Source organism: Paludisphaera mucosa (assembly GCF_029589435.1).
In the GTDB taxonomy this organism is placed as follows: Bacteria; Planctomycetota; Planctomycetia; order Isosphaerales; family Isosphaeraceae; genus Paludisphaera; species Paludisphaera mucosa.
Window position 1 is genome coordinate 2,990,222 of sequence record NZ_JARRAG010000002.1, and the last position, 15,561, is coordinate 3,005,782.

The 15,561-nt window shown below is 70.5% G+C and carries 10 protein-coding genes and 1 pseudogene; 5 read left to right on the forward strand and 6 right to left on the reverse strand.

Annotation, left to right across the window (positions count from 1 at the left end; genetic code table 11):
* Nucleotides 1–109: 109 nt before the first annotated feature.
* Entirely contained in the window at nucleotides 110–868 is a 759-nt protein-coding gene (kdsB, locus tag PZE19_RS21105) for a 3-deoxy-manno-octulosonate cytidylyltransferase (RefSeq protein WP_277862576.1), read from the forward strand.
* Nucleotides 869–982: 114 nt separating this feature from the next.
* Here the strand turns inward: kdsB and PZE19_RS33145 are convergent.
* From PZE19_RS33145 to PZE19_RS21120, 3 genes and pseudogenes are all read right to left on the reverse strand, one after another.
* Nucleotides 983–1,495: pseudogene (locus PZE19_RS33145) on the reverse strand (type II toxin-antitoxin system ParD family antitoxin); the annotation flags it as partial.
* A gap of 115 nt (nucleotides 1,496–1,610) precedes the next feature.
* Nucleotides 1,611–4,328, reverse strand: coding sequence for a beta-L-arabinofuranosidase domain-containing protein (locus tag PZE19_RS21115; protein ID WP_277862578.1), 2,718 nt, complete (start codon nucleotides 4,326–4,328; stop codon nucleotides 1,611–1,613).
* Nucleotides 4,329–4,716: 388 nt separating this feature from the next.
* Nucleotides 4,717–5,697, reverse strand: coding sequence for a ribose-phosphate diphosphokinase (locus PZE19_RS21120; protein WP_303652802.1), 981 nt, complete (start codon nucleotides 5,695–5,697; stop codon nucleotides 4,717–4,719).
* Nucleotides 5,698–6,003: 306 nt separating this feature from the next.
* On the opposite strand from PZE19_RS21120, the gene PZE19_RS21125 reads away from it, so the two are divergent.
* Nucleotides 6,004–7,698 carry a thioredoxin-like domain-containing protein gene (locus tag PZE19_RS21125; protein WP_277862580.1) on the forward strand — a complete coding sequence of 565 codons (1,695 nt, stop codon included), beginning with the start codon at nucleotides 6,004–6,006 and terminating at the stop codon, nucleotides 7,696–7,698.
* Between the two features lie 122 nt (nucleotides 7,699–7,820).
* Nucleotides 7,821–9,149 carry an alpha/beta hydrolase gene (locus tag PZE19_RS21130; RefSeq protein ID WP_277862581.1) on the forward strand — a complete coding sequence of 443 codons (1,329 nt, stop codon included), beginning with the start codon at nucleotides 7,821–7,823 and terminating at the stop codon, nucleotides 9,147–9,149.
* On the opposite strand, the gene PZE19_RS21135 is transcribed toward PZE19_RS21130, so the two are convergent.
* Entirely contained in the window at nucleotides 9,146–12,019 is a 2,874-nt protein-coding gene (locus PZE19_RS21135; protein ID WP_277862582.1) for an Hsp70 family protein, read from the reverse strand. The genes PZE19_RS21130 and PZE19_RS21135 overlap by 4 nt on opposite strands.
* Nucleotides 12,020–12,143: 124 nt before the next feature.
* Entirely contained in the window at nucleotides 12,144–13,211 is a 1,068-nt protein-coding gene (locus tag PZE19_RS21140; RefSeq protein ID WP_277862583.1) for a glycosyltransferase family 9 protein, read from the reverse strand.
* Between the two features lie 97 nt (nucleotides 13,212–13,308).
* On the opposite strand from PZE19_RS21140, the gene PZE19_RS21145 reads away from it, so the two are divergent.
* The gene (locus PZE19_RS21145; RefSeq protein WP_277862584.1) at nucleotides 13,309–14,310 is read left to right on the forward strand and encodes an alpha/beta hydrolase; all 1,002 of its coding nucleotides are present in this window, start codon (nucleotides 13,309–13,311) and stop codon (nucleotides 14,308–14,310) included.
* Between the two features lie 100 nt (nucleotides 14,311–14,410).
* Nucleotides 14,411–14,824 carry a VOC family protein gene (locus tag PZE19_RS21150; protein WP_277862585.1) on the forward strand — a complete coding sequence of 138 codons (414 nt, stop codon included), beginning with the start codon at nucleotides 14,411–14,413 and terminating at the stop codon, nucleotides 14,822–14,824.
* Here PZE19_RS21150 and PZE19_RS21155 read toward each other — a convergent pair.
* Complete coding sequence (locus PZE19_RS21155; RefSeq protein WP_277862586.1) at nucleotides 14,809–15,522, reverse strand: RsmE family RNA methyltransferase; 714 nt, start codon at nucleotides 15,520–15,522, stop codon at nucleotides 14,809–14,811. The two genes, PZE19_RS21150 and PZE19_RS21155, sit on opposite strands and share 16 nt — an antisense overlap.
* Nucleotides 15,523–15,561 lie beyond the last annotated feature (39 nt).

Genomic DNA, 15,561 nt, shown 5'->3' on the forward strand with positions numbered 1-15,561 from the left:
TCTTGGGACGCACTAGATTGAGGTCGCCTCGGGAAGGTCCCGTTGGAGCTAGGGTCTCCTCCGGTGAGCCTTGTATCGGAATCGAGGCGAACCGAGGTCCGCAGGAAAAATGGAAAATGTCGCGGTGATCCCGGCGCGGTTCGCTTCCACCCGACTGCCCGGCAAACCCCTCCTTTCCGACACCGGGAAGACGCTGATCCAGCACGTCGTCGAGGCCGCGCGACGCGCGCGATCGCTGCAACGCGTCATCGTGGCCACCGACGACGAGCGGATCGCCGACGCCGTGCGGGCCTTCGGCGGCGAAGTCGCCATGACCCGCGCCGACCACGCGACGGGCACCGACCGCGTGGCCGAAGTCGCCGCGACGATCCCGGGCGCCGGAATCATCGTCAACGTCCAGGGCGACGAGCCCGAGATCGACGGATCATCGATCGATCGCTTGATCACGCTTTTGGAGGACGACCCCGAGGCCCCGATGGCGACCCTCGCCACGCCGATCCGCGACGAGGCCGTCTACCGCGACCCCTCGTGCGTGAAGGTCGTCGCCTCGTCCCGCGGCCGCGCCCTCTACTTCTCGCGCAGCCCCATCCCCTGCCATCGCGACGGCTCGCCCGACTTCGCCGACCCGAAGTCCCCCGCCGCCTTCCTCCACCTGGGCCTGTACGCCTACCGCCGCGACTTCCTGCTGAAGGTCGGCGCACTGCCCCGCTCGCCGCTGGAAGCCGCCGAGAAGCTCGAACAGCTCCGCGTCCTCGAAGCCGGCCTCCCCATCGCGCTGGGCTTCGTCGACGAGCCCAGCATCGGCGTCGACACCCCCGAGGACTACCGCCGCTTCGTCGAACGCTGGCGCGCGGCCAACCCGGGGTGAGAGGGTCGGGCCGAAAGACGACTCGCCTTCATCCTCGGCAAACAGGCGATCGAGGTCCCTCGCCCCGTGCAGGACGCGCAGGACCTCGATCCAGCCTTCGACGGGTCGATAGAAGATCAGATGTCGACGGAACCGACTGACCGGGTGGCGCCGGACGTCGCGAAGTTCCGGCGCGACGTCGACCCATTCCGTCCCGGCGCCGGGCAGTCGCGCCAGCAGGACGAGCGTCTTCTCAAGCTCGGCGACGAACCGGCGGGCGATCGAGTCGCTCCCGATCTCCGCCGATCCGTCGGCGATCTCCACAATGTGATGTCCAGGAGCGCGGGCCTGAGCTTGAGGACCCGAGGCTTTCTTGCGGCCATTCCCGTTTCCTCGCCGCGCCGTTGCACGACGATCGAGTTCCGCCCGGATCTCGTCCCAATCCGCCCCCGTCATCGGGGTCGGGGGGCCGCTCTCCAGGGCTTCGAGCAGCTTGTCGCGGACGCTGCTGCGTTGCCGTTCGCGCTCTTCGGCGTCGCGAAGCAGCGGACGGACGTATTCGCTCACCGTGGCGAACCCCCGCTTCGCCGCCTGCTGTTCGACGAAGGCCTTCATCTCTTCGGGGAGTGAGACGTTCATCGTGGTCATGAAACGCCTCGCACCTGGTCGGCCGACGTGGTCTCAGCAGGCCTTCAGCATAACGGCTTTGGAAAGAGTGGCAAAACCACCCGCGGTGCCCGTCCGGATGGGCTGCCGAATCGATTCAGCGGCCTGGTTCGCCGGCGCGGGCCAGCACCGCTTTGACAATCAGGTCGGCGAGCGCCTTCATGCCGCGGTCGCCGGGATGGCCGCCGACGCCGGCGTGTTTGTACGGGCGTTCCGAACGCGCGGCGTTGGCCTCGTCGCGGCCGAGGGGGCCGGCGTCGACGTAGATCGTCCCGGCCTCGTCGCTCGCCTTGCGAAGCTGCCGGTCCTTGGCCTCGTCGGCCCAGAAGCCGCTCCGGACGACGACGATCGGCCTCCGCTTCGATCGCACGGCGGCTAGGATCTTCACGACGCCGCGGTGGAACTTGTCCGCGGCCTCGTCGGACGCGAGGGCCGGCACGTTCTCGCCGATGGCCAGCACGACGAGGTCGGCGTCGAACGCGACCAGGTCCTTCATCTTGGCGTCGACGTCGTAGGTCGCGTACTCGCGTTCGAACTCGGCGATGTTCCGCACCAGGATCTCGGGCGGCTTGCCGGTGTGCTTGCCGATGGCGGCGGCCACGAGGTGGACGTAGTCCTTCTCGGGGGCGGTCGCGGCCATCCCCCAGTCGCCGGCCCAGTCGATGTCCGGCTTGGGGCCGTGGTGGGTGATGCTGTTGCCCAGGAAGAGGATCTTGCGGACGTCGGCGACCCGGACCTCGGGTTCGGCGGCGACCGGGAACATGGCGATGCGGAACTTGCTGCAGCCGTAAGGGACTAGCGTGATCGCCTCCGATGGGCCCGATTTCGCGAAGGGCTCGGCCGGCAGCATCGGCGATTCGAACGAGGGGTTCCAGTCCACCGCGACCGCCTGGACCTTCAGCTTCAGCGGCGAATCGAGGGGCCAGTCCCACTTCGTGGGCATGGCGGACCGGACGACTTCGATCCGAGGCTGCTGCTCGTCCAGAGCGAACTTCCAGCGCGCGGCCGGGTCGGGGGTGTTGGGATCGGCGAGGTCGGCGATCGCCAGTGCGAACAGCAGCGGGCCGTACGACACCGTCGCGTACGGCAGGCCGCGCAGGTCGTCCTTCGCGGGGATCGACACCCGCGTGGGCGCGTGGACGCCGTTGAAGGGCCCTCGCGGCGCGGCGTCGCGACCCTGCTGCAGGCGGGGGGTCATCGGTAAGTGCAGCCGCACGCGGTCGCCGGGCTTCCAGGTCCGTTCGATCCGAACGAAGCCGTTCTCCGACGGCTGAGCCGCGACGGGCTCGTCGTTGACGAACAGGCCGGGCGTCTCGCACCAGCCGGGGATGCGGAACGAGATCGGGAACGACGCCTCATGCGCCGTCTTGACGGTCATCGCGATCGTCTCGTTGAACGGGTAATCGGTCTCGCAGGTGATCTCGACCGGGACTCGCTCGCCCGCCAGCGCGGTCAGCTTGCAAGGGCCGTAGCAGGTGGCGGCCAGGCCGTCGTCGTTCGTGGCCATCCACATCGAGGTCGCGTACCAGGGGATGATTCGATTGAGCGCGGCGGTGCAGCAGAGCGGGTCGTGCTTGGCCTTGTACACGCCGCCGCCTGCCCCCGGGCCGTGGGGGAACGTGGGCGAGCCGGCGGCGAACCGATTGGGGCTCTGGAAGTAGACGTGGGTCTTGAAGTCACGCGAGACCGTGGCGGGGCCGGCGTTGAAGAGGGCCCGCTCGGCGCGGTCGGCCATGCGGCCGTCGCCGGTGACCGACAACAGGCTGAGCTGGCTCCACAGGTAGCCCGCGACGTCGCACGTCTCGCTCCCCCGGAACGCCCCCGTCGGCAGATACCATTCGTCGGCGACGGGGACGCCGTGGGGTTGCATCGCCACGCGGTCGAGCAGTTCGTGCCAGCCCAGGGCCGCCTTCAGATAGGTCTCGTCGCCCGTCCAGAGGTAGCCCACGGCCCACGGGGTCGTGCATTCGAGGAACTCGACGACGTGGGCGTTGTCGACCTCGGCCCCCGGGGTCAGGTCGGGCGGCCTGCGGTAGCGGTCGATGGTCGGCACGAGCGAGGAGGTCCCCTCCCGGAACATGGCGTCGAGCGCCTCCGCGATCGCGGGGTCGCCCGTCCGGGTGTAGGCGTCGTACGCCGGCCAGAGGTTCGAGACGTTGCCGGTGATCGATCGCAGGCCGTCGGGGTCGGCCCCGTAAGCCTGGATCATGGCGTCGAGGACCCGGCGGTCGCCGGTACCGGCGTAGTAGCCCGAGAGGGCGCGGCCGAGGAGGCCGCAGGTCCAGAGCGGCCAGCCTTCGAGCGCGGCCTTCACCGCCGCGCGGTCGCCCGGGTCGCTCCGGTCGAGCCACCAGAGGAAGAGGAGGCCCCGGTCGTTCATGTTATTCAGGACCGGGTCGAGGCGGGCCTTCGCCTGGCCGATCAGGGCGTCGTCGTGGAGGGCCAGGCCCAGGCGGGCGAGGCCGTCGAACCAGTAGCCGCCCCCCTCGTAGGGCCAGGCCCCCTTGTACCAGTAGAGCCCCTCGCCCTTCTGCCGGAAGTCGGCGGCCCATGCCTGGCGGAAGGCGACGTCGTAGTCGTCCATGTGGCCGGTATAGCCGTCGCGCGCGGCGATGCACCAGTCGCGCAGCCAACCCGCCGGCTCGACCGCCCCGGGGGGGAGCGGCAACAGGGCCGGGCGCTTTTTCGCCTCGAAGGGCCGCCCGTAGATGGGCCGTTTCGATTCGGCCCCTCTCGTCGCATTCGGTGTCAGGGCGGTCCCGAGGGCCATCGCGGCGAGGGCGATCCCGAGCCATGTCGAACGATTGCGTTCCATGGAAGCCTCTCTTCTGCGGGCGGGGTGGGTCGGGCGGGTCCCCGCATTATCCTCCTTCCGCAAAAGAAAGCATCAGGGGACCGCCGCAGCCGGCCGGCGCGTCGGATCGGTCCCGGATCGCGGTGGAGATCCCGGAAGTCGCCCGCGGAATCTCCGCTCTTTGCGACCTTTCGAGACCACTGTAGAAACGGTGCGCCGTCGCGCGCGGGAACGAATCGACCGACGTTACGGTCGCAGAACCGGCCGGGAGGGAGTGAAAAAACGAAATGCAAATCGCGAAACGAACCCAATCGCCCAAGGCGCAATCCGATCCGCATCCCGAGCTTATGTCAAACCGATGCGCCGGCCGATCCGCAAAGGAAGCCGAAGCGAAGCCGACTCGGTTGGGTCAATAGTTGAACAGCCGGCTCACGCTCTCGCGACGGTGGATGGACATGATGGCGTCGGCGAAAAGGCTGGCGACGCTCACGACCTTGCAGCAGGGGGCCAGGGGTTCGAAGCGGTAGCCGATCGTGTCGGTCATGACCAGCTCCTTGATCGGCGAGCGGGCGAGCTTCTCGGCCGAGCCCTTGGAGAAGACCCCGTGCGAGACGCAGGCGTAGACGTCCTTCGCCCCGCGCTCCTTGCAGGCGACGGCCATCTCGATGAGCGTGCCGCCCGAGATGGTGAAGTCGTCGACGATCAGGACGTTGCGGTCCTTGACCTCGCCGACGATGTCGAGCATCTGGGCCTTCTCGTCGTGGCCGCGGCGGACCTTGTTGCCGAAGACCACCGGGGCGTGGATCATCTCGGCGAACTTGTACGCCTGCTTGCCGAAGCCCACGTCGGGCGAGGCGACCACCAGGTCGGGGATCTCCTTGCGCCGGAAGTAGTCGACCAGGACCGGCATGGCGTAGAGATGGTCGACGGGGATGCGGAAGAAGCCCTGGATCTGCGGGCTGTGCAGGTCCATCGTCAGGACCCGGTCGGCCCCGGCGGCCTCGATGCAGTCGGCGCAGACGCGGGCGCGGATGGAGACCCGGGGCTCGTCCTTCTTGTCGCCCTTGGCGTACGAGAAGAAGGGGATCACGGCCGTCACCTGGGTCGCGCTCGCCCTCTTGAAGGCGTCGATCCAGAAGAGCAGCTCCATGAAGTTGTCGTTGACCGGGTATTCGGTCCCCTGGATGATGTAGACGTCCCGCCCGCGGACGTTCTCCAGGACCCGCACGAAGACGCAGCCTTCGCTGAAGGTGTGGGTCTCCGCCATCGCCATTCCGGAGCCCAGGTGCTCGCCGATCGCTTCGGCCAGCGAGCTGCTGGCGCTGCCCGCGAAGACCTTCAGCTCGCCGTACGGATCGACCCGATCGGCCGAGGTGCAGATCAGGGACATGTCCTTGCTCACGTTGTCCGCCCTGTAGTCGGGAGTGGAATGAGTCCAGGACGTTCGTCGATCGCCGCCGCGGTCGCGACCGACGGCCCCGCCCCCCGAAGCGGTCCGTCGACATACGATCTTAACACCCTCCGGGGGCCCCGGCCACCTTTCGACCCCCGGACGCATCGGCGGACGCCCGCGCGTCGGCCGCCCGGCCGGCTCGGGGTTCTTCCCGCCGCCGCCGATCGTTTACAATCCCCGGTGCGTGCGTCTCGCCCGCATCCTCCGACCCGCCTTGAGTTTTCGCGACCAGGAGCACCGACCATGCAGCGCCGGCGATCGATGCGGATCCGGGACCTCGGCTGGCTCGCGCTGGCGGCAGGCGCGCTCGCCGTTTCCCTGTGGTATTCGAACCACACCGGCGCGTCTCGACGCCGCGAGGCCGACGCGGCCGGGCCGCGCATCCGGCGGATTTCCTACCCGCAGGCCGCCGCACCGAGCCTCGACGGGGCCGTCGGCTGGATCAATTCGGGCCCGATCGACCTGGCGTCGCTGAAGGGTAAGATCGTCCTGCTGGACTTCTGGACCTATTGCTGCATCAACTGCCACCACATCCTGCCCGACCTGGAGAAGCTCGAGAAAAAGTACAAGAACGAGCTGGTCGTCATCGGCGTGCACTCGGGCAAGTTCGACGCCGAGCGGAACACCGAGAACATCCGCCGCAAGGTGGCCGAGTACCGGATCAAGCACCCGGTCGCCAACGACGCCGAGATGGTCATCTGGGAGCGGTTCGACGTCCACAGCTGGCCGACCCGCGTCCTGATCGACCCCGACGGCAAGGTCATCGCCTTCGGCCGCGACAACCAGGGGAACTTCGTGACCTCGATCGGCGGCGAGGGCCGATACGAGTTCTTCGACATGGTCATCGGCAAGGTCGCCGAGCAATTCCGCAAGGCCGGGAAGCTCAACGAGAAGCCCCTGACCTTCCCGACCGAGGAGAGCCAGTACGCGAACAAGCCCCTGCTCTTCCCCGGCAAGGTCCTGGCCGACGCCAAGTCGAATCGGCTGTTCATCTCCGACACCGGGCACAACCGGATCGTCCAGACCGACCTCGACGGCAAGAACCCCGTCGTCATCGGCGACGGCGGCCAGGGCTGCGTCGACGGCGGCTTCGCCAAGGCCCGCTTCAACCGTCAGCAGGGGATGTGCCTGGAGGGCGACGTCCTCTACGTCGCCGACACCGAGAACCACGCCATCCGCGCGATCGACCTGAAGGCGAAGACGGTCGCGACGGTCGTCGGCGACGGCAGGCAGGCCGACCGCGACCCGACCGAGCCCTTCGAGGGCCCCGGCAAGACCTCGTCGATCTCCAGCCCCTGGGACGTGATCCAGCTCGCCGGGTCGCGGACGATCTACATCGCCATGGCCGGCACCCACCAGATCTTCGCCTACGACCCCGAGTCGGGCGTCGTCCGCTGGTTCGCCGGCTCGGCCTTCGAGAACATCCTCGACGGCGCCCCCGCCGAGGCCCGGTTCGCCCAGCCCAGCGGCCTGGCGACCGACGGCGAAAACCTCTACATCGCCGACTCCGAGGTATCGGGCGTCCGGGTGATCACCGGCATCCCCGCCGGCCAGCCCGAAGTCGGCCGGGTCGTCGGCAAGGGCCTCTTCGACTTCGGCGACCGCGACGGCGCGGGGCCCGAACAGGTCCGCCTCCAGCACTGCCTCGGCCTGACCTACGGGGACGGCAAGCTCTACATCGCCGACACCTACAACAACAAGATCAAGCTCTGCGACCCCAAGACGGCCGCGGTCTCGACTTTCATCGGCACGACCGAGTCGGGCGACGCCGACGCCCCGCCCAAGCTCCACGAGCCCGGCGGCGTCAGCTATGCGGCCGGCAAGCTCTACGTCGCCGACACCGACAACCACAAGATCCGGGTCGTCGACGTCGCCACCCGCGCCGTCCGCACGCTGGAGATCCCCGACCTCACGCCGCCCGCCGCCCCCGCGCCCTGAGCCCGTCGGTCCGATCGGAAATCGATTGAATATCGCCCGTATTTAGACGAACATCAAAATACAGGGTCATTCCGGCCGGGTATTGGAGTGTGATCTCGAAGCCGAGAGGGGAGGACGCGACGATGTTGCGGTTGCTGCCGATCTTGCTGATATCGACGACGGCGTGGGCGGGCGAGCCGAAGGACGACGCCCGCAGGTTCCTGGACCTGTGCAAGGCGTTGAAGTTCGAGGAGGCCCACGCGGCCTTCGGGCCGAAGATGGCCGCGGCCCTTTCGACCGAGAAGTTGAAGGCCGTCTGGACGGGGATCGAGAAGCAGCTCGGCCCGGTCACGGCGATGGGCGAGCCCCGCGAGGACCGCGTGGGCGCGTCGCGGCGGGTGCGGATCCGCTGCGAGTTCAAGACGACCCCGCTCGACGCCCTGGTCAGCTTCGATCCCGAGGGCAAGATCGAGGGCTTCTTCCTCACCCCCGCCGCGGCCGACCCGAAAGCGCCGGCCGTCAAGAAACCCGACCCGCCCTACGTCGACCCGGCGAAATACACCGAGGAGGACGTCGTCGTGGGGGCCGAGGGCTGGCCGCTGGCCGCGACCCTGACCCGGCCGAAGGGCGTCGACAAGGCACCCCTGGTGATCCTCGTCCACGGCTCGGGCCCGCACGACCGCGACGAGACGATCGGCCCCAACGCGCCGTTCCGCGACCTGGCCCACGGCCTCGCCGGCCGGGGGGTCGCGGTGCTCCGCTACGAGAAGCGGACGCACGCCCACAAGGCCCGCTACGCCGACCCCAAGATCCTCGGCTCGGTCGGCGTCCAGGACGAGGTCGTCGACGACGCCCTGGCGGCCGCCGCCAAGGCCCGGGGCTGGAAGGGGATCGACCCCGCGCGGATCTTCGTCATGGGCCACAGCCTGGGCGGGACCTCGGCCCCGTTGATCGCCAGGCAGGACGGCAAGTTGGCCGGGATCGTCCTGCTCGCCGCCTCGGCCCGCCCCTCCGCCGACCTGGTCCGCGAGCAGATCGAGCACATCCGCAAGGTCGACCCCGAGCGCGCCAAGGGGCTCGTCGAGATCGACACCAAGCTCGACGAGGTCCTCGCCCGGATGAAGGCCGGCACGGCGAAGGACGACGAGAAGGCGCTCGGCGCCCCGGTGCGTTACTGGAAGTCGATGGACGCCCTGCAACCGGCCAAGCTCCTGGCCGAGCTGCCGAATCTGCCCGTCCTGGTGCTGCAGGGGGGCCGCGACTACCAGGTCACCGAGGCCGACCTCGACCTGCTCCGCAAGGCCTTGAACGGACGGTCGAACGCGACCGTGAGGCTCTACCCCGACCTCAACCACGGCTTCCTGAAGGGCGAGGGCAAGGCCACGCCGGCCGAGTACGAAAAGCCGGGGTTCGTCGACGTGCGCGTCATCGACGACGTCGCCAGGTGGGTCGGGACGTTGCCCGTCCTCTAGGATGCGGTCGCTTCCGCCTCGCTCCGCAGCCGGAGGCCGATGGGGAGCGCGTCGCCCAGGGCCTGGCCGAGCTGGGCGGCCTCCAGCTCGTGGTACTCGCGGACGGGGAGCAGGGTCGCCTCGTCGGCGCCCAGCTTCGTCAGGGCTTCGAGGGCCCGGGCGCGGACCGGGTCGGAGAGGTCTCGGACGCGGTCGCCGGAATAGCGGGCGACCTGGCCGAGGGCGAAGATCGCGTCGGCCGACTCGCGGCCCGGGGCGTAGGATCGGCCGGCGAGAGCCTCGACCCAGCGCTCCGCGGTCTCGCGGCGGACGACCGTGTTGGCCGGCCCGTACAGCGGCACGCGGGCGCCGAGCCGGCCCAGGCACCAGAGGACATATCCCGGGATCGCCGTTCGCGTCAGCTCCTTCGCCAGGGCGATCCCGAGCGTCTCCTTGACCTCGGCCCCGAGCCGCTCCAGGCCGGCGGCGCAGCGCCACATCTCGGCCATCTCGTGGGGCTCGGGCTTGGGCCGGCCGGCTTTCTTGGCGGGCGTCGAGCCCTTGGGCGGGTTGAGGAACGGGGCCAGCCGGCGGTGGACTTCCTCGTGGTGGGGCCGGGTCAGGCCGGCGGCGACGCGACGCCAGAGGATCCACCACTCGGCCCAGCACTGGACGTCCTTGATGTGCTTGACGCCCTGGTGGAAGACCGGCCAGAGGGCCTTGATTCGCAGCTCGTCGAGCGGGAAGCCTCGGCCCGGGCGGAGGGCGTAGCCCGCCAGGTTGTACCATCGCGACTCGTGCCGCGGGCTCTTGAGCCGCTGGTCGGCCAGGTCGCGGAGCGGCTCCCAGAACGCCCGCAGCGCCGAGGGGGGCCAGCCGTCGCGGCCGACGTCCAGGACCTCTTCGAGCTTCTTGACGATCCGCGCCGGGCCGTCGTCGGCGTTCGCGGCCGAGGCCGGGGACAGGAACGCGGCCCGGATCGCCGCGACGGCCGCGTCCAGCTCGCCCTGCTCGACGACGATCCGGTCGGTCTCGGCGTCGGCCACCGGCTCGCGCGGCGAGTGCGTTTCGGCGGCGCCTCGAAGTTGAATCTGGAGCCGCCAGCGGCGGTCGTCGCTCCGCGACTGGCACCACAGCTCGATCGTCCCGACCTCGGTGACGCGGGCCGCGATGTTGACCGCCGCGCGCTCGGCCTTGGCCTTGCGGCCGACCCGCATCAGGCTCTGGAGCGGAGGCAGCTCGCGGATCGAGTCGGGGTCGGCCGCCACCAGGTCGCCCGGCTTGTCGTCGGGGCGGACGGAGCTGCTCGCCAGCGGGAAGACCACCGCCTGGCCCATGAGCAGGTCGAAGTCGCGGCCCTTGATCGCGATCTCGTCCCCCTCCTCGGCGTCGCGGGGGACCACGCAGAGCCAGGGCTTCTCGGGCCGGTCGCTCTCCAGCCCGACGTAGAACGACCGGGCCGTCCCGCCGCCGATCCGGATGCCGCCGCCGCGGCGGACGACGCCATAGTACGCCGCGCCATGGGCGACGGCCAGGTCGAGCGAGACGTTCGACAGCACGCGCGGGGCGTAGGCCGGGCCCGGGTCGTCGGCGAACCACGAGCCGACGACGTCGACGAGGCGCTGGCGGATCGTCTCGGGCGTGAGCGCGCCGCCGTTGAAGAGGATCGCGTCGGGCCGCGCGGGGCGGTCGTCCGGCGGATGAGCCCCCTGCCCGACCGCGTGGGTCTGATGCTTGCGGAGGAACGACGCCAGGTGCCGGGGCACGGCCGGGTCGGCGACGAACGGCAGGCCGAACTCCTGGAGGCCCAGCTTCGAGCCCTTCGCCGGCTCCTCGCCGCGGGCCGACTGGGGGAAGAAGCCGTCGAGCGCGATTCGCCGGACCTCGTCCCGCGACAGCTCCGACTGGATGCTGCCGCCGATGATCCGCGACCCCCGCCCGGCGATCGTGACGGGCCAGCGCTCCAGCGGCGGCGACTGCGTCACCAGGAGCTTCTCCTTGGCCGTCCGGCAGGCGAACCGCAGGGCGCTCCACTGCTCGCCGTCGAGCTTCAGGCCGCCCAGTTTCTTCTCGACGTGATGCGCCAGCGCGAGGTCGATGTTGTCGCCGCCGAGCATCAGGTGGTCGCCGACCGCGACCCGGCGGAAGCCCGGCCCGGTGGGGGTCTCGGCCACGGTGATGAGGCTGAAGTCGGTCGTGCCGCCACCGATGTCGCAGACGAGGATCAACTCGCCGGCGCGGACCTCACGTTGCCAGCGCTCCTGGTGGGTGACGATCCAGCAGTAGAAGGCCGCCTGAGGCTCCTCCAGGAGCGTGACCGATTCCAGCCCCGCGCGACGGGCCGCGGCCAGGGTCAGCTCGCGGGCCGCCTCATCGAACGAGGCGGGGACGGTCAGGACGATCTCCTGCTTCTCCAGCCGCCGCGTCGGCTCGTCGCCGGCGATCGCGTGGTTCCAGGCGTCTCGGACGTGGATCAGGTAGTCCGCCGAGGCCTCGACGGGCGAGATCTTCCGGACCTCGGGAGGCGCCCCCCAGGGAAGGATGGCGGCCTCGCGATCGACCCCCGGGTGGCAGAGCCAGCTCTTGGCGCTGGAGACCAGCCGGCTCGGGACCTTCGCTCCTTGCAGCCGGGCGAACTCGCCGACGATCCGGTCGCCGCCGTCGCCCCAGGGAAGCTGAGCCGCCCCCGGCGGCAGTTCCGGCCCCCCCGCCAGGTAGACGAACGAGGGGAGCATCGCCCGCGGCGCGGTCTCCCCCGGCGCGACGAGCTGGGGGACTTCGAACGCCCGGATGTCCGCCGCCGGCCGCTCCTTCCCCTTCGTGTCGACGTACGACACGGCGCAGTTGGTGGTCCCCAGGTCGATCCCGACGATGTAACGTGATCGCGTCATCCGCAGCCTTCGCCCCGACTCGCCCCGCCCCGCACCTCTCCGACCGCCGCCGATCCATCATAGTCCGGCGGACGGCCCGCTCCAACGCCACCGACGATGGGACGGCCGAGACGCGGCCGATCGCTCAGGCCGCCGAGCCGACCGCCCGGGCCAGCCGAGGACGGACGACCGACCAGACGCGGTCGGGGCTGACCTCGTCGTGGCATTCCAGGCGGTCGCAGGTCTTGAGGAAGCTCGGGGCGCACCAGACGCAGCTCCGCACCACCGCCGCACGCGGCCCGTACGGACCGGTCAGCCTGGGATCGGTGCAGGTGTAGACCCCCACGACCGAGGCCCCGACCGCCGCCGCCAGGTGGAGCGGCCCGGTGTCGTTCGAGAGGTAGACGTCTGACCGCCTCGCCAGCGCCGCGAGCTGGAGCAGAGAGGTCCCGCCGCAGAGGTCCAGGACCGGCGTCTTCCCCAGGCTTTCGCGCAGGGCGTCGACCAGCTCGCGATCCTCGGGGGCCCCGACGGCGACCACCGCCGCGCCGAATTCGGCGACCGCCCGCCGCGCGATCTCGGCGAAGTTGCGGACGGGCCAGCGCTTGGTCAGCCAGCGCGAGCCGACGTTCAGGACCAGCCGGGGTCGCGGCACGCCGCCCAGGACGCGATCGGCCCAGGCCTCGTCCGCCTCGCCGACGGGGAGCGAGAACTGGGGCTCGGACGGGTGCCCGCCCAGGGCCTCGGCGACGACCATGACCCGGTCGACGGCGTGGACGCTCGCCCGGGGGGCGTCGACCGTATGCGTGTAAAACCAGCCGGCCCCCTCGCGGGCGTCGGCCAGGCCCACACGGATCGGGGCCCGCGTCGCGGCCGTCATGAGGCCCGAGCGCAAAAGCCCCTGGAGGTCGATCGTCAGGTCGAACCGCTCGCGGGCCAGCGCCGAGGTGAGGCTCGCGATCCCGCGTAGACCTTTCAGCGAGATCCCTGAAGGCCCCTTGTCGTAGGGGATGACGCGGTCGAGGTCGGCCCGGCCCTCGAGGAGGCTCCGGAACGACCGGCTCACGACCCAGCTCAGGTGGGCGTCGGGCCAGAGCCTGCGCAGCTCGGGGAGGATCGGCAGCGAGTGCACGACGTCGCCGAGGGAACTCGGCTTGATGATGCAGACCCGCCCCGGCGGCCGGCGGCCGAGGATTTCCGACAACGATCCCATAGCCGGGGAACTCCCTTTCCCGTAACTTCCAGTGGGGCCGTAGCCTAGCCCGGACGCCGATTCCCGACAACCCGGCTTTCGCAGGGAGCACTCGCCGATGTTCGTCGCTTCGTTGCTCTTAGGCTCGATCCTGGGCCTGGCCCCCCCCGCCGTCGAGCGCGGCGAGGTCGTCGTCCGCCCCGGCCCGAGCGAGGCGGCCGTCCCCGAGCGATTCCGGCTCCAACCGGCGACGTTCGCCTACGAATTGACGCCGGTGGACCAGCCCGGCCGGTGTCGGGTCTCGACGCTGACGTTCCCGTCGCCCGTCGAGACGCCCGACGTCGCCAACAACACAGTGCACGCCGAGTACTTCGAGCCCGTCGGCTTCCCGGGCCGGCGGCCGGCGGTCGTCGTGCTGCACATCCTGGGCTCGGACTTCCCGCTCTCGCGCTACCTGGCCGCCCGGCTGGCCGACCGCGGCGTCGCAGCGCTGTTCGTCAAGCTCCCCTATTATGGAGAGCGCCGGACGGCGAACGGCCCCGGACCGGTCCCCCGCAAGTTCCTCTCGGACGACATCGAGCGGACGATGCGGTCGATGCGCCAGGGGGTCTGCGACGTCCGCCGCGGCCTGCGGTGGCTGGCCTCGCGGCTCGACGTCGACCCCGAGCGGCTGGGGATGACCGGGATCAGCCTGGGGGGGATCGTGTCGTCGCTCGTCGCCTCGGTCGACCCCGACGTCAAGTCGGCCGCCCTGCTGCTGGCCGGCGGCGACCTCGCCAACGTCCTCTGGGAGATGCCCGAGACGGCCCCCTTCCGCAAGGCGTGGGGCGAGGCGGGCAAGACCGTCGCCGACCTCAAGGCCATGACCGACCCGTACGACCCCCTCACCTACGCCGCCGGCCTGGCGGGCAAGCGAGTCCTGATGATCGCCGGGAACGTCGACGAGGTGATCCCGCCGGCCTCGGCCCGGATGCTCTGGGAGGCCGCGGGGAAGCCGCCGATCGTCTGGTACGACTGCGGCCACTACTCGGCCGCCGGCTATCTGCTGCCTGCCATGCGGCGGGCCGTCGACTTCCTGGGGGGCGAGGCCCGGCCGGGCGCGGGGCCGGCCTCGGGCTGAGGCCGGCGGTCGCGATTGTCAGAACCCAGGCTTGGGGGTATCCTGCCGCGGAATCCAGGGTCGAGATCGAGCCGTCGTATCATGCGGAAAGGGTCATGCCATGGGGGCCTCCGTCACGAGCGTCTTCCTCTATGTAAAAGACGTTCGGCGTTCGCTGGAGTTCTACAACGAGGTCGTGGGCGCCGAGATCCTGCAGGTCCACGCCGAGCAGGAGAACGGCCCCTACAGCCTGGCGATCCTGCGCATCGAGGCCTTCACGGTCATGCTCCACGCCCAGGAGGCGCACGCCGAGGAGTTCGCCGACACCCGGCTCGGCGTGGGGATCCACCTCCAGCTCCAGGTCGACGACGTCGACGCCTTCTACCAGAAGTGCCTCGACGAGGGGGCCATGCTCAGCGTCTCGGGCGAGCCGGCCGACCAGGAGTGGGGATGGCGCGAGTTCGCCCTCCGAGACCCCGACGGCTTCGTGTGGTCGGTCTACCAGGACAAGTCCGAAGGTCAGTGGACCGCCTGAACCCGGGCCAGGATCGCGGCGGCCCCGGCCAGGACGGCGGTCTCGATCCGCAGGATCGACGCGGTCAGGCGGACCCGGATCCAGCCCGTCGCGACGGCCTGCTCGGTCTCCTCGTCCGTCAGCCCTCCCTCCGGGCCGACCACCAGGCGGACGGCGACGCCCGGCGCGATCGGCGGCCAGGCGTGGCACGGGACGCCCGCGGGGTCGGCGAGCAGGCGGAGGCCGTCGGCTCGTCCCAGGAACGCCCCCAGCGCCTCGGGAGGGGACAGATCCATGAGACGGCTGCGTCCTGACTGCTTCGAGGCCTCGACGATCGTCCTCCGGAGCCGATCGAGCTTCGAGCCGCGGGGATCGACGACCGAACGCTCGGTGACCAGCGGCACGACCCGCGCCACGCCGATCTCGACCGCCTTCTCCACGAGCCAGTCGAACCGGTCCCCCTTGGGGACGGCCGTCCCGACCTCGATCGAGCAGGCGGACTCGCGGTCGGGGAGCGGCGGGCCCTCGGCTTCGAGCGCGACGGCGTCCTTGCCGGCCGTCGCGACCCGGGCGGCGACGGCGAACCCCCGGCCGTCGAACAGCTCGACGAGGTCGCCGACCCCATGCCGGCAGACGCGGGTCAGGTGACGCGACTCGTCGGCGTCCAGGCGATAGCGGCCGTCGACCGGCGGCGTGGGGCAGTAGAAGCGTTGCGACAACGGGACGGCTCCGGGATGGCTCTTCAAGCTGGGGCGCGA

Excerpts from the sequence above, each read along its gene's own strand:
- PZE19_RS21125 (WP_277862580.1), top strand. The coding sequence starts at position 6,004 with ATGCAGCGCCGGCGATCGATGCGGATCCGGGACCTCGGCTGGCTCGCG.
- PZE19_RS21120 (WP_303652802.1), bottom strand. The coding sequence starts at position 5,697 with ATGTCCCTGATCTGCACCTCGGCCGATCGGGTCGATCCGTACGGCGAG.
- kdsB (WP_277862576.1), top strand. The coding sequence starts at position 110 with ATGGAAAATGTCGCGGTGATCCCGGCGCGGTTCGCTTCCACCCGACTG.
- PZE19_RS21145 (WP_277862584.1), top strand. The coding sequence starts at position 13,309 with ATGTTCGTCGCTTCGTTGCTCTTAGGCTCGATCCTGGGCCTGGCCCCC.
- PZE19_RS21140 (WP_277862583.1), bottom strand. The coding sequence starts at position 13,211 with ATGGGATCGTTGTCGGAAATCCTCGGCCGCCGGCCGCCGGGGCGGGTC.
- PZE19_RS21135 (WP_277862582.1), bottom strand. The coding sequence starts at position 12,019 with ATGACGCGATCACGTTACATCGTCGGGATCGACCTGGGGACCACCAAC.
- PZE19_RS21115 (WP_277862578.1), bottom strand. The coding sequence starts at position 4,328 with ATGGAACGCAATCGTTCGACATGGCTCGGGATCGCCCTCGCCGCGATG.
- PZE19_RS21130 (WP_277862581.1), top strand. The coding sequence starts at position 7,821 with ATGTTGCGGTTGCTGCCGATCTTGCTGATATCGACGACGGCGTGGGCG.
- PZE19_RS21150 (WP_277862585.1), top strand. The coding sequence starts at position 14,411 with ATGGGGGCCTCCGTCACGAGCGTCTTCCTCTATGTAAAAGACGTTCGG.